The organism is Caballeronia sp. LZ019, assembly GCF_031450825.1.
Classification (GTDB): Bacteria; Pseudomonadota; Gammaproteobacteria; order Burkholderiales; family Burkholderiaceae; genus Caballeronia.
Genome location: NZ_JARTVZ010000005.1, coordinates 2,171,501 through 2,195,763, shown reverse-complemented (window position 1 = coordinate 2,195,763; position 24,263 = coordinate 2,171,501). Strand labels below are relative to the sequence as shown.

Here is a 24,263-nt window from a genome sequence, read left to right as displayed (position 1 = left end):
ATTGACGTTTCCGGGGTTTTTGCGGCAGGCGCTTGCAATAGACTTTCGGGTTTGGCGGGACTTCCGCCAGCTTCCGAAAAGTCAGTCATGCAACTGGATACCTATGTTTTCTTCAGCGGTGATTGCGCGGACGCACTCGCCCTCTATCAAGCTGCGTTCGGCGCTCAGATCGATACGCTGATCCGCTTCCGCGACACCCCGGACGCCGCGAACGTGCCGGCTGAATGGCATGACAAGGTAATGCACGCGGTGTTTAGCGTTGGCTCCAGCCAGGTGATGGTCTCGGACGGGCAGTTCGGACAGCCGCCGAAGGAGTATCACGGCTTCACGTTCTCCATCGCCGCCAATGATGTCGAATCGGGCGAGCGCTCGTTCAACATGCTGAGCGAAGGCGGCACGATCATCACGCCGTGGCAGTCCACGTTTTTCACGGCCGGCTTCGGCATGCTGAAGGACCGTTTCGGCGTGCCTTGGCTCATCAACGTGGTGAGCGCTGTGGAAATTCCCAAAACCACTGAAGAAGCGCCGGCCGCGGGCGAGCAGCCGTAAGCGTGAAAGTCGGCGGGAAGGCGCGTCAGCCGTTATACGGGCGCGCGCCTTCAATATTCCACTGACGCTCGATTTCACTTAACCGCAGCCGCAATCGATCCACCTGCTCGTCGAAACGCATCGCGAGCCAATGCATGCCGTGCTGCGTCGATTCCCCTTCCCCACTCTCTTCTTTCGCGCTCTCATCGGCGCGCACGTAAAGCAGGCCGACGCGCCCGAAGCGAAGCGCCCGTGCCATCTGCAGCAGCTTGTGCCGCGTTCGCTGCTCACGCGGCGAGCCACCGAGCGCCAGCCCGGTCGTGTCGTTTCCATCGTTCGCAGTGCGCGACGTTTCCGGCATCGACGTTGCGAGCATTTCGAGCGCCGCGAGTATCGAACGATGCAGCCGCTGTATTTCCTCCAGCCGCGCGAGCGGCACGCGGGTTTCCTTCGCGACGGAATCCATCAATGCCCGCGCCTGCACGAGCCGCTGGCTCATCACGAGAAACCGGCGCGTGGTTTCCTCCGCGATCAGCGGCTTGCCATCCAGTAGCGCGCCGTAGAGACGCGCGCATTCACGCAGATTGTCGGCCAGTCGATAGCGCCACGAGTACGTCGCGTATTGCGGCAGGACGAAGGAAAACGCGAGCGCAATCGCAATGCCGATCAGCACGTTCGCCGTGCGCCACAGGCCGACATCGAACGGGGAATCGCCGTGGCCGGCGACGATGACCATCGTGATGGCGGTGAGCAGCGCCACATAGCCCGCCTTGCCGATCGCGTAATAGGCGCAAGCGCCCGCAATCGCCGACATCAGTAGGAAGAACAGCGTGAGCGAGCCGAACAGAATATGCACGAGGATCAGCGCGAGTCCGATCGCCGCCCCGAGCGCGGTGCCGATTGCCCGTTCGGCCGCCTTCTTGCGGATATTGCCGTAATGCTGCAGTCCGCCGATCACGACGATCAGCGATACGGACGCCCACACGCCGTGCGGCACGTCGATGCCGGTCGTGACGAGAAACGACGTCGCCATGCCGAGCGCGACGCGCACCGCATGAATCGTCTTTGCGTGCCGGTAACGGAAGAATGGCGACGTGAGTCCGTGCCAGAGCCGCTTCGCGCGGCCTTTGCGCAATGACGCCGATGTCGATGAAGCCATGATTCGCCCGCGTCGATGAGTGCGTGTCCGATGGATCGCGTGAAGCAAAACGCCCGCAACGGCCGATGACCATTACGGGCGCAGGGTCCGCTCGTCTAAGAAACGTGCATGCGCTGCCCCGCGAAGGGCTGCTCGCAAGGAACGCGACGAAGCGAATACTCGACGTATCGCAAGGGCATGACGCGGCGAGCGGCCCTTTACGGCGCAACCCCTGGTTTGACGATACGTTCAAGGGAACGCGCGAAATCGGCTGGATTGCGGCGTCGCGCGCCGCTCGTTCGGGGCGGTCGAACGACGCGCCGCACTCCTCGCACCCTCAGCCGGTTTCGCGCGTTTTCATGCGCGTTTCATGGGTGAGCAGACCCTAGCGTAGCAGACGCAATGCCGCGCCATGCTTCAGTGCACCCGATCAGTTCTCCACGACGTCCAGATAATCCTCCGGCCGCGTGCGGTCTTCGGACCGCTTGAGACCGAGCGCCCGCACGAGCAGGCTGACCGCGACCGACACGATGAGGTTGATGATGAGCGCCCACACGGCCGCGTAGCCCGGCACCGCGTAGCCGAACAGATGCACCGTGAAGATCGAGCCCTTGAGCTGCAGCGACACCGCCATCCAAGTGCCGGCGCCGATGCCCACTGCCCAGCCGATCAGCAGCCCGCGATGGTCCAGCACGCGCGTGTAGAGGCCGAGCACGAGCGCGGGCAGCGTCTGGATGATCCAGATGCCGCCGAGCAGTTGCAGCTGGATTGCGTAGGTGAGCGGCAGCGCGAGAATGAACACGACCGCGCCGACCTTCACGATCAACGACACTAGCTTGGCGACGTTGGTTTCCTGCTCGGGCGTCATCGAACGATTGACGAACTCGCGATGCACGTTGCGCGTGTAGAGATTCGCCGCCGCGATCGACATGATCGCCGCCGGCACCAGCGCGCCGATGCCGATAGCCGCGAACGCCACGCCCACGAACCACGACGGAAAGTAGTGGAGGAAGAGCGCCGGCACCGCGAAGTTCGCACCATACGCCTTGAAGTACGACGCGTATTCCGGCATGTCCTTCACGCCCGAAGCGAGCGCCATGTACCCGAGCAGCGCGAGCAGGCCGAGCACCAGCGAATACGCGGGCAACAGCGACATGTTGCGGCGGATCGTGTTGCCCGAATTCGACGAAAGGATCGCCGTCACCGAATGCGGATACAGGAACAGCGCGAGCGCCGACCCGACCGCGAGCGTCGCGTAGGCGCTGTAGCCGTTAAGGCTCGCCGCGTCCGGCGCTTTGAGCAGCAGCTTCGCGGGCGGAACGGCAGCGAAGATGTGACCGAAGCCGCCGAGCTGCGCCGGAATCACGATCATCGCGCCGATGATGGTGATGTAGATCAGCACGTCCTTGACCACGGCGATCATCGCGGGCGCGCGCAGCCCCGACGTGTACGTGTACGCGGCGAGAATCGCAAACGCGATGATGAGCGGCAGATCGCCGACGAAGCCCTGGGTGCTGAAGCCGAGCGCCCCGATCACGACTTCGATGCCGACGAGCTGCAGCGCGATGTAAGGCATCGTCGCGACGATGCCCGTCAGCGCGACGGCCAGCGCCAGCATGCGGCTGTTGTATCGCGCGTGCACGAAGTCGGCGGCGGTCACATAGCCATGACGCTTCGCGATGCTCCACAGCTTCGGAAACACGACGAACGCGAACGGATAGATGAGGATGGTGTACGGCAGCGCGAAGAAACCGGTCGCGCCCGCGCCGAACACGAGCGCCGGCACCGCGACGAACGTATAGGCCGTGTACAGATCGCCGCCGAGCAGGAACCACGTGACAATCGTGCCGAAGCGCCGGCCGCCGAGGCCCCATTCGTCGAGCTGGGCGAGGTCGCCCTTGCGCCAGTGAGCGGCGATGAAGCCGAGTATCGTCACGCCGACGAAGAACAGAACGAAGACGAAGGTAGCAGTGGCGTTCATCATCGCGCACCTCCCTGGGGCGCACGGCCCGAAGGCAGCGCCTTGGTCTTCTTGTACACGACGGCCGTGATGACCGCGCTGATCAGCACCCACAGGAGCTGATACCAGTAGAAGAACGGGAAGCCCCAGAGCACGGGCTCGATCTTGTTGTAGAACGGCACCCAGACGACGCCGATCCACGGAAGGATCAGCAGCCAGAGCCAGTGCTTGTTACGCGGTTGTCCTGTGCGGCTTGGATCGGAAGCCATGACCGTTCTCCCCTGGCGGGCCAGAGCGGGCGTGACCCGTTACTCCGGTCCCATGCAAGTTGTTTGATTCGTTTTGAGCATGCGCTTGTCGAGCCGTGGCCGGCGAGACCAGCGGCGAGCGGGCAGTCACGCCGCAGAAAGCGCTCCGAAATAACAGGAGGAGTATAGGGACCGCCAAAACACGGTCAAGCAGGGGGAATCCCGACCATTCTCCCGACGTGAAAGGCCTTTGTAACGGGATGCGCGCCCTGCCCGTCCGCGATGGACGCAGCCGCGTTCAGATGGAGAACGAGCCCTTCGCCGGAACGCCGGCGCTTTCAATGAGGCCTTTGACCCACTTGCGCGCGGGCAGGCCGAGTTGCGCTTCGAGCAGCTTCGCGCGTTCCTGCAACGCGGAGAACGGCACATCGAGCGCGGGACCGGCGAACGCGAGCGCGACGCGATTGCCGTCGTGCACTTCCGGCAATGCGATCACGCGATGATCGAACGCCTCGTTCAGATGACGCATGTTGCGCACGAAGCTCGGATGATCGCCGAACAGGTTGATGGTCACCACGCCCGCTTCCGGCGTGAGACACGCCCGGCATGCGCGATAGAACGAGACGCTGTCGAGCACCGGACCGCGCGCGGTGGCATCGTAGATGTCGATCTGCAATGCGCCGATGGTGCCGTGATTCGCGCGGTCGTTGACGAACTCCCAGGCATCGCGTTCGGTGACGGTGAGGCGTGCGTCGTCGTAAGGCAGTTCGAACATCGCGCGCGCCGCGATGACGACGGCCGGGTTCAGTTCGACCGCTTCCACTTTCGCGCGCTTCAGGAACCGATAGCAGAACTTCGTGAGCGCCGCCGCGCCGAGCCCCAGTTGCACGATGCGTTCGGGTGTCTCGATGAAGAGCAGCCACGCCATCATCTGCTGCGCGTATTCGAGTTCGATGTGATCGGGCTTTCTGAGGCGCATCGCGCCCTGGACCCATTCGGTGCCGAAGTGCAGGAAGCGCACGCCGCCTTCTTCGGAGAACGTCACGGGCGCGAAGCGCGGCTTGCGCGGCGCGTCGATGCGCGGTGCGTTGGCGAGGTCGTCGTCATCTTGCTTGTTACGGCGGGCTTGCTTGCCGCTTTCTTTCTTGCGGCCGAACGCGCGGGCTTCAGCCGACGCGCGCTTGATCAGATTCGTCATGGGTGAGGATGTCGCGCCAGATGCGCAATTTTTGGTCGAACGAGAGGATAGCATTGGCCGGACTCGACGACGGCAGGACGAGCGTCGCGTACCCGGCTGCGGCGATCACGGGCGCGAACTTACCCGATGTCTTGCCGTTGAAGCACACCTTGCGCAGCATCGGAAAGCGCTCGCGGAACGCGGCGAAGTCGTTCGGCGATGCGTTGCGGATCGCGCTGTCGAGGCTGCCCTCGCGGTCGCAAGCGGCGAGCACGTCCCACAGGCCGATTCCATGTTTCATCAGGCGTACTAGTCTTTCTTCGTACGCGAGTTCATGCAGCGGTTCGTCGATGACCGCGCCGACGAGCCGCCAGAACTGGTTGCGCGGATGCGCGTAATACTGCGTCGCCGCGAGCGATGCGACGCCGGGAAAGCTGCCGAGAATGAGTGTGTGCGTCGCGTGGCCGCCGATCGGCGGAAAGCCGGTGAGTCTCATGTGGCCTCGCCGCGCACGGCGTGCTTCGCATGCGAAGCGAGATGGTCATAAGCGCGCGCATGTTCGCGATAATGCCGCTCGCCATGCGATGCGGCGAGCTTGCGCCAAAGCGCATCGAGCATGCATTCGGTGACCATCAGCGGTGCGCCGTAACGCACGAAGACGGATCGGCGCGCGACGAGCGCGTGACCTGCCTGCGCTTGCCGGACCGCCAGCCGATAGAGCGGATGCCGCGCCGTCAGCACGCGGCTCGCGAGCATCGAGCGGGACACGCTGGTGTCGCTATAGAGCAGTTCGGCGAGCGGGCGCGTGCGCAGCCGCCGCATCGATTGCCAGATGCCATTGCCATGCGACAACGCGACGATGCTGTGCGCGGCGACGAACGGCACGCCATCGACTTTGAGCACGACTTCGCGGGTCCAGACCGGCGTGCGCGGCGTGACGCCGAGTGCGCGCCATTCGTCCTGCCAGGGGATATCCACTGCTTCCCGCGTTACTTCCACGGTGACTTGGCCGAGGGTGCGCAAGTGGGCGGTGAGCGAGCCGGGGCGGGTGAGCCAGTCTTTTTGGTGCGCGCTCAGCGACGCGTGGGGCGTGACGCGCCAGTGGATGTCGACAAGCGAAAAAGGAATGGGCATGGCGATGATTATAAAAGTCCACGCGCTTCGGACGATTCGTATGGAATCGACAGCTACCTCGCCTGACACTCGCTGATGCATCACGGCGAATGCGCGTGGTTCATGGATGGCCTTCGCGGCTTGGGAGCAACAAAGAAAGGGACCGGACATGCCTGTCAATTGCACTTTCCTGCTCAACCGGAGACCCACTTCCACGCTTTCCTGTCCGGGATTCGGGGACGTGGAAGCATACTCCGGAACTAACGGAGGCCGCGACAATCCTGACGCCGTCAAATTGGTGAACATGGGACCAATACCGCCCGGCACTTACTATCTCGTCGATCGGCAGTCCGGAGGAACCATGGGCTGGGTACGCGACTGGTGGAGCCAGCACGGATATGGGGCAACGGACGAAACGGGGTGGTTCATGCTGTGGAACGTCCGCCCGGGCGACTACACCATGATCGACGGTGTGAGGCGCGGCGCATTTCGTCTACACCCGGAAGGACCGGCTCGCCTGAGCGAGGGTTGCATAACGGTGCCGGACCTGCCCGGCTTCGAACGATTGCAGCGCTACATCCGCAGTGGACCGCCGCGCATTCCCGTGCCGGGAACTACGCTCAAAGCTTACGGAACGGTGGAAGTCAAATGACGAGAGTTCTCCAGTTCACGGCGCTCGTCGTCGCACTGCTCGTCGTGACGTACTTCGGTGGTTTCTTCCTGGCCCATTGGATCAACGACGTGCTGATTGCGCCTGGTGCGTTCGCATGGCTAGTAGACGCGGTTTATTGGCTCCGCGATCACTTCATGCCTTCCCTTCGAGAAGCGGATGATATCGAGGCCCTGTATCTCCTTGGTTTGCTTCTGGTGTGCTGGCTCGGCGTCTTTGTTGTCGCGCTTGCGTTGTTGCTTTCTGCTCGTCAACGCTTCGCCCGCGCAAGGCGCTTTCCCGACGGCTCCTGAGGATATGCTGCAATGACTTCCGATATTTTCATTCAGATTCAGGGAATCGACGGCGAATCCCAAGACGCGGATTTTCCGAAAGCCATTGATGTGCTGCACTGGGAATTCGCCATCGAACAAAAGACACGCATGCACTCGGGTTCGGGCAACGGCAGAAACAAGGCCTTCGTCTCCGACCTGATTTTCCGGCATGAACTCGATCGCGCCTCGCCCAACCTTGCTGCGTACTGCTTTCAGGGAAAACATATCCCCGAAGCGAAACTTACGATGCGCAAGGCCGGCGGCGCGCCTTTTCATTACTATCGGCTCACGATGTCCGACGTCATCATCACCAGGGTATGGCCGTCGGTCGATGGTCCGAATCCGATTGAAACGGTCATGCTGTGCTTCTCGCGAGTGAAACAGGAATACCTTGTGCAGAATGCGAAGGGCGGCAACATGGGTGCGGTGACCGCGCTCATCGATCTCAAGCCCGATCGCGCTGCGTAGCTCCGCACAAAAAAAAATACGCGCCGCCGGTCCCCCGGCGGCGCGCGCTCACCTCAACTCCCGGCTTACCGCGCCAGCAACAACGCATTCGTCCGCTTCACAAAACTCGCCGGATCCTCGAGCACCCCGCCTTCCGCCAGCATCGCCTGATCGAACAGCAGATGGCACCAGTCACCGAAGTTGGCGTCATCGGCATTGAGCGCCTTCACCAGCGGATGATCCGGGTTTACTTCGAGGATCGGCTCCGACTGCGGCGCCTTCTGCCCCGCCGCCTTCAGCATGCGCTGCAAGTAACCGCTCATGTCGCCCTCGTCCGCGACGAGACAGCTCGGCGAATCCGTCAAACGGAACGTCAGCCGCACATCCTTCGCCTTGCCTTCGAGCGCTTCCTTCATCTTCTCGACGAGCGGCTTCATGTCCTCGCCGATCTTCTCCTGCTGCTGCTTCTCTTCATCGTTCAGCGCGCCGAGATCGAGATCGCCGCGCGCCACGCTCGCAAGCGGCTTGCCGTCGAACTCGTTCAGGAACGACAGCATCCACTCGTCAACACGATCCGTCATCAGCAGCACTTCGACGCCCTTCTTGCGGAACACTTCGAGATGCGGGCTGTTCTTCGCGGCCTGCCAGTTGTCGGCGGTGACGTAATAGATCTTCGTCTGCTCCGGCTTCATGCGCGCGACGTAATCCGCAAGCGATACGTTCTGCGCATCGCTGTCGTTATGCGTCGATGCAAAGCGCACCAGCTTCGCGATGCGGTCGCGATTGCCGAAGTCCTCGCCGATGCCTTCCTTCAGCACCTGGCCGAACTCGTTCCAGAAGGTCTGATACTTCTGCTTGTCAGCGTCTTCCGTCGCTTCCGCGGACGACGTCGCGATTTCCTCCAGCATCGAAAGCACGCGCTTTGTCACGCCTTCGCGAATCGCCTTCACGTCGCGGCTTTCCTGCAGGATTTCACGCGATACGTTGAGCGGCAGGTCGGCGGAATCGACCACGCCCTTCACGAAACGCAGATACGCCGGCAGCAACTGCTCGGCATCGTCCATGATGAAGACGCGCTTCACGTACAGCTTCAGCCCGCCGCGATGCTCTCGATTCCACAAATCGAACGGCGCATGCTTCGGCACGTACAGCAACTGTGTGTACTCGCTGCGGCCCTCGACGCGGTTATGCGTCCACGTAAGCGGATCGTCGTGATCGTGCGAAATGTGCTGATAGAACTGCTTGTACTGCTCGTCCGTGATGTCGTTCTTCGGGCGCGTCCACAGCGCGCTCGCCTGGTTGACGGTCTCGTCCTCGTCCTTCTCGACCATCTCGCTCTTCTCGGCGTCCCATTCTTCCTTCTTCATCAGGATGGGCAGCGCGACGTGATCCGAATACTTCTGGATGATCGACTTCAGGCGATACGACGACAGCAGTTCGTCCTCGTCCGCGCGCAGATGCAGCGTGATGGTCGTGCCGCGCTGCGCGCGCTCGATGTCCTCGATCTCGAAGTCGCCCTCGCCCGCGCTCGTCCAGCGCACGCCTTGCGACGGCGGCAAACCCGCACGGCGCGTCTCGACCGTGATCTTGTCCGCGACGATGAAGCCCGAATAGAAGCCCACGCCGAACTGGCCGATCAGCGCGGCGTCCTTCTGCTGGTCGCCCGAGAGCTTCGAGAAAAATTCCTTCGTGCCTGAACGCGCGATGGTGCCGAGGTGCGAAATGGCTTCGTCGCGGCTCATGCCGATGCCGTTGTCATCGATGGTGACAGTGCGCGCGGCCTTGTCGAACGAAATGCGGATGCGCAGGTCGGGATCGTTCTCGTACAGCGCGCTATTCTCGATGGCTTCGAAGCGCAGCTTGTCCGCGGCGTCCGATGCGTTGGAAACCAGCTCGCGCAGAAAAATTTCCTTGTTGCTGTACAGCGAATGGATCATCAGGTGCAGAAGCTGCTTCACTTCCGCCTGAAAGCTCATGGTTTCTTGCGCCATGGTCGGGTCCTCTAAGTTGGGTTCATCGATAGCTATTCGGCCGCCGGGCGCGCTGCCCCGCGAATTCGTCCGATATGAGGGCGACCCGCGCCGTTTCAAGAGCCGACGCCATGCGCTTCGCTAAGATGCGCAGCCCGATACATCGACACGACCGCCATGCTCACGCTGCACCGCTCCGATCGACGCGCCCGTCCGCTCACGGCGGGCGAAATCGCGATCGCGCGTCTTGTCTTCCGCGATGCCATCGACTATTCGACGGTCCGCGTCCACGCCCGGCCGTATCTGCCGTTCGGGCTGCAGCCGCCGCACACCGCGATGGCGCCGAACGGGCACCTCTATTTCCCGCCCGCCTGCCATCAGAACGATTTCGCCGCTTGCGGCATCTCCGACCAGATGTGGTTCATCCACGAGATGACGCACGTCTGGCAATTCCAGCTCGGCTACTGGGTCCGCACGCGCGGGGCGATCCGCATCGGCCTGGATTATGGCTATACGCTGGCCGCGGGCAAACGCCTGTCCGACTACAACATGGAAGCGCAAGGCAACGTGCTCGCGGATTACTTCGCGCTGCGCTTTCGCGGCTCCCCGGCGCGGTTGTACGAAGGGCGCTACCGGCACGCGCCCGATGCGCTCGCGCTCTACGAAGCCGTGCTCGCGGAATTCATCGCCGCGCCGTCCGATCGCCGTCATCTGCCGAAACGCCGCGCCGCGCGACTTTCTCCAGATGGCTCGCGATGAGCGCGGGCAGCGCCGGATCGCCGCAATTGGCGATGTTGAAGCGCATCCACGTCGTCGGCGACTGCTGCGGTGAAAAGAGGCTGCCGGGCGTGAGCAGGAAGCCGGCCTCGTGGCCCGCCGCGGCGAGGCCATCGGAATCGACGCCCGCATCGGCCCATAGAAACATGCCCGCATCGGGCGTCGTGAAAAGCCGGAGGCCGGTCTTTTCCAGCATCCGCGCGGTCTTGTCGCGCACGCCGTCGAGCCGCGTGCGCAGCCGCTCGACGTGCCGCCGGTAGTGCCCTTCCGTCAGCACCTTGTAGACGACGCGCTCGTTCAATTCGGGACTCGTCATGCCGACGAGCATTTTCTGATCGGCGAGCGCCTTCGCCACCTCCGCCGATGCCGCGATATAGCCCACGCGCAGGTTCGCCGCGAGCGTCTTCGAGAAGCTGCCGAGAAATATCACGCGCTTCAGTTGGTCGAGCGATGCAAGGCGCGTCGCCGGATAACCCGTCGGGCAGAGATCGCCGTAGACGTCATCCTCGACGACGATGAAATCGTATTGCTGCGCGAGCTGAAGAATGCGGAACGCCTGCGCGGCCGTCAGCGACGTCCCGGTCGGGTTGTGCAGCACCGAGTTGATGATGAGCATCTTCGGCCGCCACGTCGCGACGAGCGTCTCGAGCGCGTCGAGATCGGGGCCATCGGGCGTGTACGGGATGCCGACGAGCCGCGCGCCCTGCGACGCGAAGCGCCCGAACATCTGGAACCAGGCGGGATCGCCGACGATCACCGCATCGCCGGGCTTCACGTAAAGGCGCGCGATCAGATCGATCGCCTGCGTGATGCCCGACACGAGCACGAGCTGCTGTTCCGACGCGCCGATTTCCAGTTCTGCGAGCCGCGTCTGCAATTGCTGGCGCAGCGGCAGGAAACCCTGCGGCGTCCCGAAGCCGAGCATCTGCGCGCCGGACAGACGGCTCATCGAGCGCAGCGCGTTCGTAATCAGTTCGCCGTCCAGCCAGCGGCCCGGCAGATAGCCGAGGCCCGGCCCCTTCTCCGGACTCGCCGTGTGCAACATGTTGCGCAGAAGCCAGACGACGTCGATGGCGCTCGTCACCGGCTCGCTCTGCGCCGACACGCCCGCCGCCGGCGACGCCGACACGACCCGGTCGCGCACGTAAAAGCCCGAACCGCGCCGCGAATCCAGATAGCCGTGCGCGACGAGGCGCTCGTAAGCCTCGACGACGGTGAAGCGCGACACGCCCTTGTCGATCGCGAGCTTGCGAATGGACGGCATGCGCATGCCGGGGCGGAATACGCGCTCGTCGATGCGTCGCCGGCCCCACTGGACCAGTTGATCGACGAGCGTGAGTTGCGTGGCGTCGTGCGGGGCGGGAATTTGATCGAGCGGGACGGACATTGCGGTTCCTCGTCGGCGGTGAGGCGCGATCGGATGATAACTGTACCGAATCCAATCTGGCCGATTGTACCGTTACTGTTCTGGTCATTGCGGCTACATTTTCTGTTCCGGCGGTTCGGCCGCGGCGCTTTCCCGCCCCGCTGGCCAACGGTTATGCTAACGCCCCGATTCCGCTCCATCCTTCTCGATGACCGCTCATCCGCTGAAACTCGACCATCTGGTGATCGCCGCCCGCACGCTGGAGGAAGGCGCGCATTTCGTCGCCGCGAAGTTCGGCGTCGAGCCGTTAGCCGGCGGCGCGCATCCGCTGATGGGCACGCACAATCGGCTCCTGAATCTGTGGGGCGGCGCGTATCTGGAAGTGATCGCCGTCGATCCGGCCGCCGCACCGCGCGAAGCGCCTCGTCCTCGCCTGTTCGCCCTCGACGATCCCGCGATGCACGAGCGCCTCGCGAGCGGCCCGCAACTCGTGCACTGGGTCGCGCGCGTGGACCGGCCGAAGTCGCTCACGCGCTGGCGGGCGCAGTATCCGGAACGCATCGCGCCGGTCGTGGCGATGTCGCGCGGCGGCAATACGTGGAACCTGACCGTTCCCGACGATGGCGCCTTCCCCGCATGGCAGGCCGCTGGCGATGGCGTGCTGCCCTCGCTGATCCAGTGGGACACGCCGCGCCATCCGAGCGATGCGCTTCCCGCGACGGGCATCCTGCTGCGCGCGCTGACGGGCTTCCATCCGAACGCGGAGGCGATCGCCGAGCAGCTCGCGTGGCTCGGAGCGTCGCATCTTTTGCGCGTCGAATCGACGGCCGGCGCGCCCGTGCTCGTCGCCGAATTCGAATTGCCGGACGGCTCGACGCTCGTCCTGGGCGAAGCGGCGGAAACCGCCCAAAGCGCACGACGCGCGCAGCCGGCAGCCAAGCGCCGTCGCGGCAAGACAACGATTGAGACGGAGCCCGAACTTCCGCTCTCGCACGACACACCCGATGGCGCGCCGGACGCGCTGCACTAAAGAAAGGAGACGCCGCATCATGAAGACCCGCGAAACCGAAGGCATGCTGCTCGGCCTGATCGGCGTCGTCATATTCAGCCTGACGCTGCCGATGACGCGCATCGTCGTGCAGGAAGTGCATCCGCTATTGAACGGTCTCGGACGTGCGCTGGTCGCCGCGATACCGGCCGCGCTGCTGCTCGTCTGGCGTCGCGAAAAGCTGCCGACGTGGCCGCAGGTGAAGAGCCTCGGCGTGGTCGCGCTGGGCGTCATCATCGCGTTTCCGGTGTTCTCCGCGTGGGCCATGAAAACCGTGCCCGCCTCGCACGGCGCGGTGGTCAACGGGCTCCAACCGCTGTGCGTCGCGATCTATGCGGCGTGGCTTTCGCACGAACGGCCGTCCAAGGCCTTCTGGGCGAGCGCGGTGGCGGGCAGCGCGATCGTCGTCGCGTTCGCGTTGCAGGCGGGCGGCGGCCTTCAGGCGGGCGACCTGCTGATGCTCGTCGCGGTCGGCATCGGCGCGCTCGGTTATGCGGAAGGCGCGCGGCTCGCGCGCCAGATGGGCGGCTGGCAGGTCATCTGCTGGGCGCTCGTGCTGTCCGCGCCGTTCCTGCTGCTGCCGGTCGGCTGGCTCGCGTGGGCGCATCATGCGGCGCACCCGGAGCCGCTCGCGCTGCGCACGTGGCTCGCGTTCGGCTATGTGACGCTCTTCTCGCAGTTCATCGGGTTCTTCGCGTGGTATGCCGGACTCGCGATGGGCGGCATCTCGCGTGTCGGGCAAGTCCAACTGCTGCAGATCTTCTTCACGATGGCCCTGTCCGCGCTCTTCTTCGGCGAACATGTGAGCGCATCGACGTGGGTCTATGCGGCGGCCGTCATCGTGACCGTCGTGCTGGGCCGCAAGGCGGCGGTGCGCGCCGCGCCCGCGGCGGTTGCGACGCCGGCTGCGCATCCGGTGGCCGCAGCCCGCCACGCCAAGTGACGCGGTGACGCGCCCGCGCGATAATCGCGGCTTGCGCGTCATCCTCTTTCACGCGATACCCAGACACAAACACAGAGACAACCGAGGCACTTCATGAATCTAGCCGATCTCCGCGCCACGCCGTGGCAACTTTCCGAACGCGCCCGCAAGCTCACCAGTTCGGCGATTCGCGAAATCCTCAAGGTCACGGAACGGCCGGAAGTCATTTCGTTTGCAGGCGGCCTGCCTTCGCCGGCGACGTTTCCCGTCGAGCAGATGCGCCACGCGTCGGAGCGCATCCTTCACGATCAACCGGCAGCCGCGCTCCAGTACAGCGCGACCGAGGGCTTCATGCCGCTGCGCGAATGGGTGGCCGCGCGGTATTCGGTGAACGGCGCGACCATCCGCCCGACGCAAGTGCTGATCACGACCGGCTCGCAGCAGGCGCTCGATCTGCTCGGCAAGGTGCTCGTCGATCCGGGCAGCCGCGTGCTGGTCGAAACGCCCACGTATCTCGGCGCGCTGCAGTCGTTCTCGATGTTCGAGCCCGCTTACGTGCAGGTGCCGACGGACGAATCCGGCCTGATTCCCGAAAGGCTCGATGCCGCGCTCGTCGCGAATGCGCGTCTCCTGTACGCGCAGCCGAACTTCCAGAATCCGACGGGCCGCCGCCTGCCGCTCGAACGCCGCCGCGCGCTCGCCGCATTCGCCAAACAAGCCGCGTTCCCCGTCATTGAAGACGATCCCTACGGCGCGCTCGACTACGCCGGCGCCCCGCTGCCGACGCTGCTTTCGATGGCGCCCGACCACATCGTGCATCTCGGCTCGTTCTCCAAGGTGCTCGCGCCGGGCTTGCGCGTGGGCTACATCATCGCGCCCGAAGCGTTGCACTTCAAGCTCGTGCAGGCGAAGCAGGCCACCGACCTTCACACGCCGAGTCTCACGCAGCGCATCGTGCATGAAGTCGTGAAGGACGGCTTTCTCGATCACCATGTGCCGACCATCCGCGCGCTGTATCGCGATCAATGCGCGGCGATGCTCGCCGCGCTGGAACGTCACATGCCCGCGGGCGTCGAATGGAACCGGCCGGAAGGCGGCATGTTCGTGTGGGTGAAGCTGCCGCAGCACATCGATTCGATGAAGCTGCTCGAACAGGCGATCGCGCAGAACGTGGCCTTCGTGCCGGGCGGCCCTTTCTTCGCGAATCAGGCCGAACACAACACGATGCGCCTTTCCTTCGTCACGGTGCCGCCCGCGACGATCGACGAAGGCGTCGCGAAGCTCGGCGCGCTGATTCGCGCGAGCGTCTGAATCTCTGCAACGCAATCAAGGAGCAACGATGGCATCGAACGTGTATGACAAGCTGAAGGAACTCGGCATCGAACTGCCCGTGGCGGGCGCGCCCGCCGCCGCCTATGTGATGAGCGCGCAAAGCGGCAACACGGTGTATCTGTCGGGGCATATCGCGAAAAAGGACGGCAAGGTGCACGCGGGCAAGCTCGGCGCGGACATCGCGACGGAAGAAGGCAAGGCCGCCGCGCGCAGCGTGGCCATCGACCTGATCGCGACGCTGCATGCACACACGGGCGACCTGAGCCGCGTGAAGCGCATCGTGAAGGTGATGAGCCTCGTGAACTCCACGCCGGATTTCACGGAGCAGCACATCGTGACCAATGGCGCATCGGAACTGATCGCGGAAGTGTTCGGCGATGCCGGCAAGCACGCGCGCTCCGCGTTCGGCGTCGCGCAGATTCCGCTTGGCGCATGCGTCGAGATCGAGCTGATCGCGGAAGTAGGCTGAGCGCATCGGCATCGACGTGTGGGAACCCGACGTGTCCGCGCGTCGGGCTTTTCATTGACCCGTACCGTCCTGGCGCATGACCATGTCCACTCGCACCGTCCGCTTCAAACAGGTCGATGTCTTCACCTCCGTTCCGTTCAGGGGCAACCCGCTCGCCGTGATCTTCGATGCCGACGATCTCACGACCGGGCAAATGCAGGCGATCGCGCGCTGGACGAATCTCTCGGAGACGACCTTCATCCTGAGGCCGACCGATCCCCGCGCCGACTATCGCGTCCGCATCTTCACGACGGCGACGGAGCTTCCGTTCGCCGGGCATCCGACGCTCGGCACGGCACACGCGCTGCGCGAAAGCGGCCATGCGCCGAAGACGCCGGGCAAGCTCGTGCAGGAATGCGGCGTCGGGCTCGTGACGCTCGAAGCGCGCACCGGCGGGCAATGGGCGTTCGCCGCGCCGCCCGCGCGCCTCACGCCGCTCGACGATGCGCAGCAGAAGCGTCTCGCCGATGCGCTCGCGCCGCTCGCCATCGACTTCGCCGCGACGCCGTGCGCGGTCGACAACGGCGTGCCGTGGCTCGTCATTCGCCTGGCCGACGCGGCGCAATGCCTCGCGATGACGCTGTCGCCCGCGGCACGGGAGGCGCTTACCGCACTCGTCGCTGAGGCGGGCACGCACGGGATCGTCGTCTATGGCCCGCACGAAGGCGGCGTTCCCGCGACCTTCGAATTGCGCACGGTGCTGCTTGGCGCGGAGAACATCGAGGACCCGGTGACGGGCAGCGCGAACGCGGCGCTCGCCATGTTGCTGACGGCGCAAGGCAAACGCCCCGGCGATGCCTACACGGTGCGTCAGGGCACGGCGCTCGACCGCGACGGGCGCGTGAGCATCGCCTACGACGATCGCGCGGATGGGTCCCCGGTGTGGATCGGCGGGGATTCGGTGACGGTCATCGACGGCACTTTCCGCTTCTGAAACAATGACCTGCGCGCCACAGGGCGTAAACCCCGACGCCGCGCCGTTCCGCTTTCTTAATTCCTGTACCTTCAGTACTATCCGAACATTGGGGACCGGAGTGACAAGCGCGGCGCGTGGCGATCGGTAAGAATCGCCGCCGACAATGAAGGCGTCCTCACCCAAACGCATCCTCGCGAGCGCGCCAGTTTCACGGGCGCCGCATCAGATTTCCCGGTCCCAAGGCGCGCAGACTACGCTTGATTGACTCGTTTCGGGGAACGCCCCAGCACATGCAACGCCCTTTTCATCCCGCGCGCTTGCCGGCCCTGCGCGCGGCGAGCGGTCTTTCCATTTCAGGCGCTTTATGAAGCGTGCGCGCTTCCAGACTGCATCCGATTCCCTCGCAAGCGCCCCGGCCATCCGGCGGCGCCGCGCATTGCTGGCGATTCCCGTCCTCGGCACGCTCGTGCTCGCCTTGCTGTGGGCGGTGATCTTCGCGCGCCTGTCCGTCGAGCGGGAAGCGACGACGCACGAATCGATGGCCTCCGCCGCGATTCTCTCGTCCGCGCTCGAACAGCACACGATCAAGGCCATCCATCAGGTCGATCAGATCACGCGTTTCGTCAAGTACGAATACGAAAAATCGCCGCGTGATTTCGATCTCGCCGCGACCGTCAACAAGGGCGTCGTGCAGAGCGATACCCTCGTGCAGGTCTCGCTGATCGACGAAAACGGCACGCTCGTCGCGAACACATCGGAGCCGCGGCCAAAGCCCATCGATCTGTCGGATCGCGAGCACTTCAGGGTGCACGTGCATTCCAACGACGACCTGCTCTACATCAGCCGCCCGGTGCGCGGACGTCTCTCGGGAAAGTGGACGCTGCAGATCACGCGGCGGCTGAATCATCCGGACGGCTCGTTCGCGGGCGTCGTGGTGGTCTCCGAAGACCCGACTTACTTCACCAACGACTTCTACAACGTCGCGTCGATCGGGCGCGAAGGCGTGATCGCCGTCGTCTCGGACAACGGCGCGGTGCTCGCGCGCAGCACGGGCGGCACGCTTGCCGAACGTCCGCCGAAGACGGCCGTCACGAAAGGCAGCGCGCGCAACGACACCGCGCCGGCTCAGGCGGAATTCAGCGCGAGCGGTGTCTATCCGACTTCCGGTCATGCGTCGGGCATTTATGTGGATCCGATCGACCGCGTGAAGCGCATCGTGTCGTACCGGCATATCGACGGCTATCCGCTCGGCGTGCTCGTCGGGTTGTCGGAGCGCGAGGAGTTCGCCGACTATCACCACACACGCAACGTCTATCTGCTGATGGCGAGCTTCATTTCGCTCGCGATGCTCGGCTTCTTCGCGGTCGCGACGGGCCTGATCGGCAAGCTGCTCGGCCGCGAGCGCGAGATGACGCATCTCGTCGAATACGATCTGCTCACCGGCCTGCGCAACCGTTATTCGACGCTGCGCGCGCTGCGGCAGGACGTGGCGCAGACTGAGAACATCGGGCGGCTCGCGCTGCTGTTCATCGATCTCGACAACTTCAAGACGGTCAACGACACGCTCGGCCACAACGCCGGGGACATCGTGCTGCAGATGACCGCCTCGCGGCTCGCGCAGACGGTGGGCAACAGCGGGACCCTGTCGCGCATCGGCGGCGACGAGTTCGTGGTCGTCGTGAAGGGCGACGATGTCGAGCAGCGCGCGGTCGCGCTCGCCGACGACATCGCGACGATGTTCGCGACGCCTTTCGACGTGCGCGGCAGCGCGTTCGTGCTGCATGCGAGCATCGGCATTGCGCTGTTCTCGGTATCGAACGAAAGCGAGATCGACCTGCTGAAGAAAGCCGATCTGGCGATGTACAGCGCGAAGGACGCGGGCAAGAACTGCTATCAGTTCTATTCGCCGCAGTTGTCGCATCGCGCGGATCATTTGATGAAGTGGGAGCAGCAACTGCGCGTCGCGCTGACGGAGGAGCAACTGTTCCTCGTCTATCAGCCGAAGATCGATCTGTCGCGCCGCTGCATTACGGGCTTCGAGGCGCTCGTACGCTGGAATCATCCGCAGCACGGACTGATTCCGGCGAACGAGTTCATTCCGGTGGCGGAATCGACGGGGCTGATCGTGGCGGTCGGCGATTTCGTGATTCACACCGCCTGCTCGCAGCTTGCGCGCTGGCAGCGCGAGGGCTATACGGGGCTGTCGCTTGCGGTGAACATATCGGCGGTGCAGTTCTGGCGCGGCGATCTGCTCGAGACGGTCGCGCGCGCGATCATGTCGAGCGGCATTCCGCCCGGCAAGCTCGAACTCGAGATTACCGAGACCGTGATGGTCGAATATCCCGAACTGGTGGAGGAGAAGATCGTTGCGCTGAAGAAGCTGGGCGTGCGCATCGCGCTCGACGATTTCGGCACGGGGTATTCATCGCTGTCGTACCTGAACCGCTTTTCGGTGGATACGCTGAAGGTCGATCGCTCGTTCATCCAGGCGATACCCGAAGACCGCAGCGTCTGCGTGATGGTATCGGCGATCGTGAATCTTGCGCGCTCGCTGGGGCTGACGGTCGTCGTGGAGGGCACGGAGCGCGAGGAACAGATCGCGTGGCTGGCCGCGCTCGGTCCGGTGGAAGCGCAAGGCTTCCTGTTTTCGCGCCCCGTTCCTGCCGATGGCGTGCAGGCGCTGCTCGACCGCTTCGGCGTCTGCGGCTGGCCGATGGGCCGGGCGGCGCGCGGACGAAAGGACCCTGCGCTCAGCGACGAGCGCGGCGGTTGATGCGCTTCTCCTTCCGGTCAGAAGCCGCGCGATAACACCGCTGTCCCGATCGTCACGACACCCAGCACGAGATTGACGACTACCAGCCGGCGGACGGTGCCGACGGCGCGTGCGCCATCGGGCCAGTTCTGCGCCTGCACCGCGCGGCGGATGCGCGGGAAAACGCCGAAGCGGATGTGTCCGAAGATCAGCATCATCACGATGCCGAGGCCGGCCATCGCGTGAAGCGGCCATGCGGCGTGACCGCCGCCGAATTGCGAGAGCAGGAAGCCGCCGGTAAGCAGGATGACGATGACCGCGCCGGCGACCCAGTTGAAGAAGCGCGCGAAGACGGCTTCCCATAGCGGCAGACGCAGTTGCGGCGCGAGATCGCCGAGCGCGGGACGCAGGCAGAAATGCGCGAAGACCATGCCGCCTATCCACACGGCGACGCCGAGCAGGTGGAGGAAAAGCGCGGCTTCGATGGCTTTGGTCATGGGGGGCTCGAGTCGTTGAACGGCGGATGAAGGTTCGGCGTTCGACTTGGGGGCGGGGCGTCAGTTCCTCTGCAATGCGACTGCGGCCGCAAAGACGGGCAGCGTCAACGAGGCGCGGGTCTGATGGATACCTTGTCTCGACGTGCGGTTGCGTGCAGGAAGCGGACAAGGAACCTGCCCTATGCGCTGCACCCCGACACGAGCCGGGCAGACCGAGGCACGCCCTTCTTTTGAGTCTTTTCCGATGGAAAGCAGCAGAGCCGATAGTTCTAATCGCAGGTCACACCATCCACCAATCAATAAGGAAACCAAAGGATGAAAGACGTGACAGGGCGCGACGTAGCCCGCCTCGGGGACAAGACCGACCACGGCGGCCGGATCATCGAGGCCGCTTCCGAGCTCAAGCATATGGGCATTCCCACGGCGCTGAACGGACACCTGACCGAGTGTCCCAAGTGCGGCGGGACGCACCCCATCATTGCGACCGGCGCCCGTCAGCACATGGGCGTGAAAGTCGCGTTGATCGGTGACAAAACCGCCTGCGGCGCGACCATCATTGCCGCGTGAGCGTTGCCGCATGATTGAGCTAACGCAAACCCGCACGCTCGGTTTTCACTGCGCCGCGCTTCCCGGCGCGGACTACTACGGCACACCCTTTCTCGTTCCCACGCGCCTGCATGGAACCGAGGCCATCGGCGAAATCTTCGAGAGCACGATCACTGCCAAGACCGTGGCTGGCCGCTATTACTCGCAGGAGCAAGACGCCAATCTCGACCTCGACAAACTGCTCGGCAAGCTCGCCACCGTCACCATAGAAGTAACCGGAAAAGGAACCTTCGTTCCAGGGATGCCCGGCGACACCGGCGCGGGCAATCTCGGCGGCTATACGCGCGAAATCACCGGCATGATCACGGCGACGCGCTTCATCGGCGGCGAAGGCCGTTCGATGGTGTACGAGTTCACGCTGCGCCCGCCGCTTCATCTGGCGACGTTGAATCAGGAGTCGCGAGCGTTCTTCGGCAAGGACGTCATCGAGATGACGCGCGAAGTGCTGCGCCGTTATCCGATGCAGGTCGATTATCGGCTGGGCGTCTGGGGCTTTTCCAATCGCGTCTTCCCGAAGCGCGACTATCAGCGCCAGGCCTGGGAAAGTGATTACCAATTTATGCGTAGGCTGTGGGAAGAATGGGGACTGTGGTTCTGGTTCGAACATTCGGACGGCCACTGCCGAATGGTGCTCACTGACTTAATGAGTGCGCATAAGTCGCATGGTCCCGCGCATAAGACGCTGCGCTATCACCCGGCGCGCGGCGATCGGCTCGACGAGGAATGCATCGATACGCTATCGGTCAGAAACGTCCTCGGCACCGGTCAGGTCACGCTGCGCGACTACGATTACACGAACCCGCATCTCGCGCGACCGGTGACAACGCCCGAAGGCACATCCGCTCAGCCGCGCGATGACAAGCATCCGCAACCCGAACATTACGGCTGGGGCGACTTCGCGCAGCCCCTCGAAGGTGGCCTGGATGGAGCGCCCAACGACAAGCGGGACGAGGCCCGCTATCTGTCGGACGTACGCATGGGCGCATTGCGCTGTCAGACTTTGCGCGCCAAAGGGCACGGGCACCTGACCGGCCTGTTGCCCGGCTATCGGTTCAGTCTGGTCGGCTATCCGCAGCAGAAGGCCAACACCAATTATCTCGTTGTCTCTTGCACGCTCGATATTCAGGAAGTCGATGTCGAAGCGGCCGGCGCGCCGCTTGCCCGCTGCGACGCGGACTTCGAAGTTCAACCGACGGGCGAGTATCACCGGCTCGAGCAGAAGACGCCCAAGCCGTGCATTGGCGGCCCCGAGAATGCGATTGTCGTAGGCCACGGCGACTACGAGCACTGGCTCGACCCGATGAATCGCGTTCTGATCCAGTTCGCGTGGGATCGCGAGGGCACATTCGACGGCGATCGTTGCGCATGGGTACGGGTTGCGATGCCGTGGCAAGGCTACGCGCGCGGCATGGCGCTGCCGTTGCGCGTCAACGACGAGGTGATCGTCGAGCACGTCAATGGCGACCCCGATCTGCCGATTATCGTGGGCAGTGCAGTCAATCACGACAAGGTGCCGGCCTGGGATTTGCCGCGCAATCAAAGCCTGTCCGGCATCAGGAGCCTGTCGCTCGGGGATGGCCTGAAGTCGAATCATCTTGCGCTGGACGATACGAAGGATCAGTTGCAGGCGCAGCTTGCGAGCGACCAGAGTTCGTCGATTCTCAGCCTTGGGTTCATCCGCCGCATCTTCGGCAAGGAAGGCCGCAAGGAAGCACGCGGCGAAGGGTTCGAATTGCGCACCGACGGGCACGGCGTCGCGCGTGCGGCCAAGGGCTTGCTGGTGACCACCGAGGCGCGCACCGGAGCGCAAGCGCACGCGACCGACATGGGCGAGACGATCGCGCGGCTCACGCAGGCTCGCGATGTTCACGAAAGCATGGCCAGGCTCGCGCAACAGCATGGCGCGCAAACGTCGCCGAGTGGGCAATCGGAAGTGGTCAAGTCGATGAAGGCCACCAATGACGCCCTTCGAGGCACGGGCAAAGGCAGTCCTCATTCGGGCGGCTTTCCTGAGTTCACAGAGCCGCATCTCACCCTGGCGAGTCCTGCAGGCATCGAGACGACAACGGCAGGCAGCACGCACCTTGCAAGCGACAAGGATCTCGCGGTGACGACCGGCCGGCATATCAGCCTGGCGGCGGCGCGTTCACTCTTCGCGAGTGTGCTGGAGTCGGTCGCCGTGTTCGCGCAGAAAGCCGGCATCGCGCTCACGGCGGCAGCGGGCAAGGTTCGCATCGAGGCTCAGAGCGACAGCGTGCAGGTCATCGCGAAGAAAGACGCCGAACTCGTCAGCACGGATGGGTGGATCAATCTGACGGCGGCGAAGGGAGTGCGGATCAACGGCGGCGGGACGGTGCTGGAGATCAGTCCGAGCGGGTTGGTCGGCTTCACCTCAGGGCAGTTCCTCGTACATGCCGCGGATCATGGAACGGCGGGGGCGCGAAGCAAGCCCGTCAAGATGCCACTAAGTAATCTCGCCGACGCCAAAGTAGCGGAACATTTCGTATTGGTTGAGCACGGTTCGGGCTTTCTTCTTCCCGATCACCCTTATCGAGTCACACTTGATGACGGCACTGTGCTTGAAGGTGTTAGCAATGAGCTCGGCGAGACGAAGCTTGTCCTATCGGAGTCCATCCAATTCGGCACTGTAGAAATTCTGAACAGCGATGGTTCCGGCAACGCTCTTTCCATTACTCGCGTCGCACTGACGCGTGACTCGGACATCAAAACTCCGCCCCCGTTGAGCATGCAGAAGCGTCTGAACACCATAGGTTCAAAAGTGGTTGAAAGAAATAATGCAAAACCAACGAGTGAGAATAAATATGCTAATTTGGCCAAGTGCAGCCCAAATAACTGGGGGATGCGCTATTCGACGAACCGTGACGCAGCTTCCGGCAAGCTGGGTTATCCGGTGGCGAGCGAATACGCCACGGCAATATACCGATGCCTTATCGACACAGTAAAGTGGGGCGATGGTTACTTCGGCAAGGATGAGAAGAACGCAACGCTCGCGCTCTCGTGGCCGATTGATCCAGCCGCAGCTCGCAAGCTTACGAAACTGATTGCTCCCGTGCTGCGAACTGCACTCGCAAGCTCTCTTGGTGACTTCAGCTTGCCAGAAGCCGCCTTCCCCACGTTTTCGTTCGAGTCGTTTCGGAACTCCGAGAATAACAAGGACATTGCAGTAGCCGATGGTGGTTTCACGGCGGCGCGCTGGGAGCTTTGCATCAATACCGACAAGTTGGCGAACATCTTCACGGGGAATATGGCCGAGGTCGGTGAACGTTGGCTGCGACTCAAGGAAATACGCAAGCTTGCGATGACGCTCTTTCACGAAAGCCGACATTGCGAACAGACGTTCTGGATGTATGCGATGGTGCAGCAGCAATCGAACGGATTCCGTGGTCAGGTGGACAAAGACGGCAAAGTACTGCCTGACCTTGTGCATATCGGAGAGTGGCCGGAGGCAGAAGCAAGAAACGACCTGGCTCGAGCAATCGTTGCGCTTGCATGCACACAAAGTATTCCTGAAAACACTGCGGCACTCATTAGCATCAAGCGCATGGCCGTGCCGTATTACTTGTGGCATCTGACTTTTCAGGAGCGGCATGGGGCACGTCCTTCCTATCTGTCAGACGCGAACGCTGCGGCGGTAGAGATCGGGAAGGTCAGAAGGTTTGCACTTGATTTATTGCACGATACCGGACTAGGAGGAACTGCGATTGATATCGACGATCTGGCAACCGAGCCGCCACAACGAAATGTTAATTACTCAGGCCGACCGTGGGAGAACGATGCATTCTTCACAGAAGAAGTTGCTGGCTGTTACTGGGATCATCTTGGCGGCGGTGAACTTGTCCTCCCCGAACCGGACGTTTGCAGCCCCAAACTCGACGGTGACAGTCGCTCCAGCGAACGACTCGCTAGCATTCTCAAGGGAAGCCGGCAAGGCGAACAGGCAAAATGACATGGGA

The 24,263-nt window shown here is 63.5% G+C and carries 22 protein-coding genes; 13 read left to right on the top strand and 9 right to left on the bottom strand.

The features are described 5' to 3' along the window. The first annotated feature begins 51 nt into the window (after positions 1-51). Positions 52-549: a VOC family protein gene (locus P9255_RS23745; RefSeq protein WP_309765259.1), complete on the top strand. Its 498-nt coding sequence runs from the start codon at positions 52-54 to the stop codon at positions 547-549. Between the two features lie 25 nt (positions 550-574). On the opposite strand, the gene P9255_RS23740 is transcribed toward P9255_RS23745, so the two are convergent. The 6 genes from P9255_RS23740 to P9255_RS23715 all read right to left on the bottom strand — a co-directional run bounded on the left by P9255_RS23740 (position 575) and on the right by P9255_RS23715 (position 6,185). Next, positions 575-1,687, bottom strand: a complete 1,113-nt coding sequence (locus tag P9255_RS23740) for an FUSC family protein (RefSeq protein ID WP_309765260.1) — start codon at positions 1,685-1,687, stop codon at positions 575-577. A gap of 409 nt (positions 1,688-2,096) precedes the next feature. Then, the gene (gene mctP / locus P9255_RS23735; protein ID WP_309765493.1) at positions 2,097-3,647 is read right to left on the bottom strand and encodes a monocarboxylate uptake permease MctP; all 1,551 of its coding nucleotides are present in this window, start codon (positions 3,645-3,647) and stop codon (positions 2,097-2,099) included. Next, on the bottom strand, positions 3,647-3,895 hold the full coding sequence (locus P9255_RS23730; RefSeq protein WP_309765261.1) for a DUF3311 domain-containing protein: 249 nt from the start codon (positions 3,893-3,895) through the stop codon (positions 3,647-3,649). The genes mctP and P9255_RS23730 overlap by 1 nt, the downstream gene beginning before the upstream one ends. A 277-nt stretch (positions 3,896-4,172) precedes the next feature. Next, the gene (locus tag P9255_RS23725; protein ID WP_309765262.1) at positions 4,173-5,072 is read right to left on the bottom strand and encodes a spermidine synthase; all 900 of its coding nucleotides are present in this window, start codon (positions 5,070-5,072) and stop codon (positions 4,173-4,175) included. Beyond that, positions 5,041-5,547 carry a DNA-deoxyinosine glycosylase gene (locus P9255_RS23720; protein WP_309765263.1) on the bottom strand — a complete coding sequence of 169 codons (507 nt, stop codon included), beginning with the start codon at positions 5,545-5,547 and terminating at the stop codon, positions 5,041-5,043. The genes P9255_RS23725 and P9255_RS23720 overlap by 32 nt, the downstream gene beginning before the upstream one ends. Further along, positions 5,544-6,185, bottom strand: coding sequence for a chorismate lyase (locus tag P9255_RS23715; RefSeq protein ID WP_309765264.1), 642 nt, complete (start codon positions 6,183-6,185; stop codon positions 5,544-5,546). The genes P9255_RS23720 and P9255_RS23715 overlap by 4 nt, the downstream gene beginning before the upstream one ends. A gap of 148 nt (positions 6,186-6,333) precedes the next feature. Between P9255_RS23715 and P9255_RS23710 the strand changes: the two genes are divergently transcribed. The 3 genes from P9255_RS23710 to P9255_RS23700 are packed head-to-tail and all read left to right on the top strand — an operon-like array spanning position 6,334 to position 7,616. After that, positions 6,334-6,816 carry a DUF2778 domain-containing protein gene (locus P9255_RS23710; protein WP_309765265.1) on the top strand — a complete coding sequence of 161 codons (483 nt, stop codon included), beginning with the start codon at positions 6,334-6,336 and terminating at the stop codon, positions 6,814-6,816. Next, positions 6,813-7,127, top strand: coding sequence for a hypothetical protein (locus tag P9255_RS23705; protein WP_309790521.1), 315 nt, complete (start codon positions 6,813-6,815; stop codon positions 7,125-7,127). Before P9255_RS23710 ends, P9255_RS23705 begins: the two co-directional genes overlap by 4 nt. 12 nt (positions 7,128-7,139) lie before the next feature. Next, complete coding sequence (locus tag P9255_RS23700) at positions 7,140-7,616, top strand: type VI secretion system tube protein Hcp (RefSeq protein ID WP_309765267.1); 477 nt, start codon at positions 7,140-7,142, stop codon at positions 7,614-7,616. A gap of 65 nt (positions 7,617-7,681) precedes the next feature. Here the strand turns inward: P9255_RS23700 and htpG are convergent, their stop codons facing one another. Then, positions 7,682-9,586 (bottom strand): molecular chaperone HtpG, encoded by a 1,905-nt coding sequence (gene htpG / locus P9255_RS23695; protein WP_309765268.1) that lies wholly within the window; start codon positions 9,584-9,586, stop codon positions 7,682-7,684. Between the two features lie 156 nt (positions 9,587-9,742). Between htpG and P9255_RS23690 the strand changes: the two genes are divergently transcribed. Then, positions 9,743-10,324 carry a Rhs element Vgr protein gene (locus P9255_RS23690; protein ID WP_309790520.1) on the top strand — a complete coding sequence of 194 codons (582 nt, stop codon included), beginning with the start codon at positions 9,743-9,745 and terminating at the stop codon, positions 10,322-10,324. Here the strand turns inward: P9255_RS23690 and P9255_RS23685 are convergent. After that, positions 10,248-11,729, bottom strand: a complete 1,482-nt coding sequence (locus P9255_RS23685; RefSeq protein ID WP_309790519.1) for a PLP-dependent aminotransferase family protein — start codon at positions 11,727-11,729, stop codon at positions 10,248-10,250. The genes P9255_RS23690 and P9255_RS23685 overlap by 77 nt on opposite strands. 187 nt (positions 11,730-11,916) lie before the next feature. On the opposite strand from P9255_RS23685, the gene P9255_RS23680 reads away from it, so the two are divergent. From P9255_RS23680 to P9255_RS23655, 6 genes are all read left to right on the top strand, one after another. After that, entirely contained in the window at positions 11,917-12,738 is an 822-nt protein-coding gene (locus tag P9255_RS23680; RefSeq protein ID WP_309765271.1) for a VOC family protein, read from the top strand. Positions 12,739-12,757: 19 nt separating this feature from the next. Then, on the top strand, positions 12,758-13,699 hold the full coding sequence (locus tag P9255_RS23675; RefSeq protein WP_309790518.1) for a DMT family transporter: 942 nt from the start codon (positions 12,758-12,760) through the stop codon (positions 13,697-13,699). A 93-nt stretch (positions 13,700-13,792) separates the two neighbouring features. Continuing rightward, entirely contained in the window at positions 13,793-14,989 is a 1,197-nt protein-coding gene (locus tag P9255_RS23670) for a PLP-dependent aminotransferase family protein (RefSeq protein WP_309790517.1), read from the top strand. 28 nt (positions 14,990-15,017) lie between these two features. Next, positions 15,018-15,479 carry a RidA family protein gene (locus tag P9255_RS23665; protein WP_309790516.1) on the top strand — a complete coding sequence of 154 codons (462 nt, stop codon included), beginning with the start codon at positions 15,018-15,020 and terminating at the stop codon, positions 15,477-15,479. 82 nt (positions 15,480-15,561) lie between these two features. Further along, a complete protein-coding gene (locus tag P9255_RS23660) occupies positions 15,562-16,452 on the top strand; it encodes a PhzF family phenazine biosynthesis protein (RefSeq protein ID WP_309790515.1) in 891 nt (296 codons plus the stop codon). Between the two features lie 346 nt (positions 16,453-16,798). Beyond that, positions 16,799-19,207: an EAL domain-containing protein gene (locus P9255_RS23655; protein ID WP_309790514.1), complete on the top strand. Its 2,409-nt coding sequence runs from the start codon at positions 16,799-16,801 to the stop codon at positions 19,205-19,207. A gap of 17 nt (positions 19,208-19,224) precedes the next feature. Here the strand turns inward: P9255_RS23655 and P9255_RS23650 are convergent, their stop codons facing one another. After that, positions 19,225-19,683 carry a CopD family protein gene (locus P9255_RS23650; RefSeq protein WP_309765277.1) on the bottom strand — a complete coding sequence of 153 codons (459 nt, stop codon included), beginning with the start codon at positions 19,681-19,683 and terminating at the stop codon, positions 19,225-19,227. Positions 19,684-19,998: 315 nt separating this feature from the next. On the opposite strand from P9255_RS23650, the gene P9255_RS23645 reads away from it, so the two are divergent. Further along, on the top strand, positions 19,999-20,250 hold the full coding sequence (locus tag P9255_RS23645; protein ID WP_309765278.1) for a PAAR domain-containing protein: 252 nt from the start codon (positions 19,999-20,001) through the stop codon (positions 20,248-20,250). Between the two features lie 10 nt (positions 20,251-20,260). Beyond that, complete coding sequence (locus P9255_RS23640; RefSeq protein WP_309790513.1) at positions 20,261-24,256, top strand: type VI secretion system tip protein TssI/VgrG; 3,996 nt, start codon at positions 20,261-20,263, stop codon at positions 24,254-24,256. The last annotated feature ends 7 nt before the right edge of the window (positions 24,257-24,263 follow it).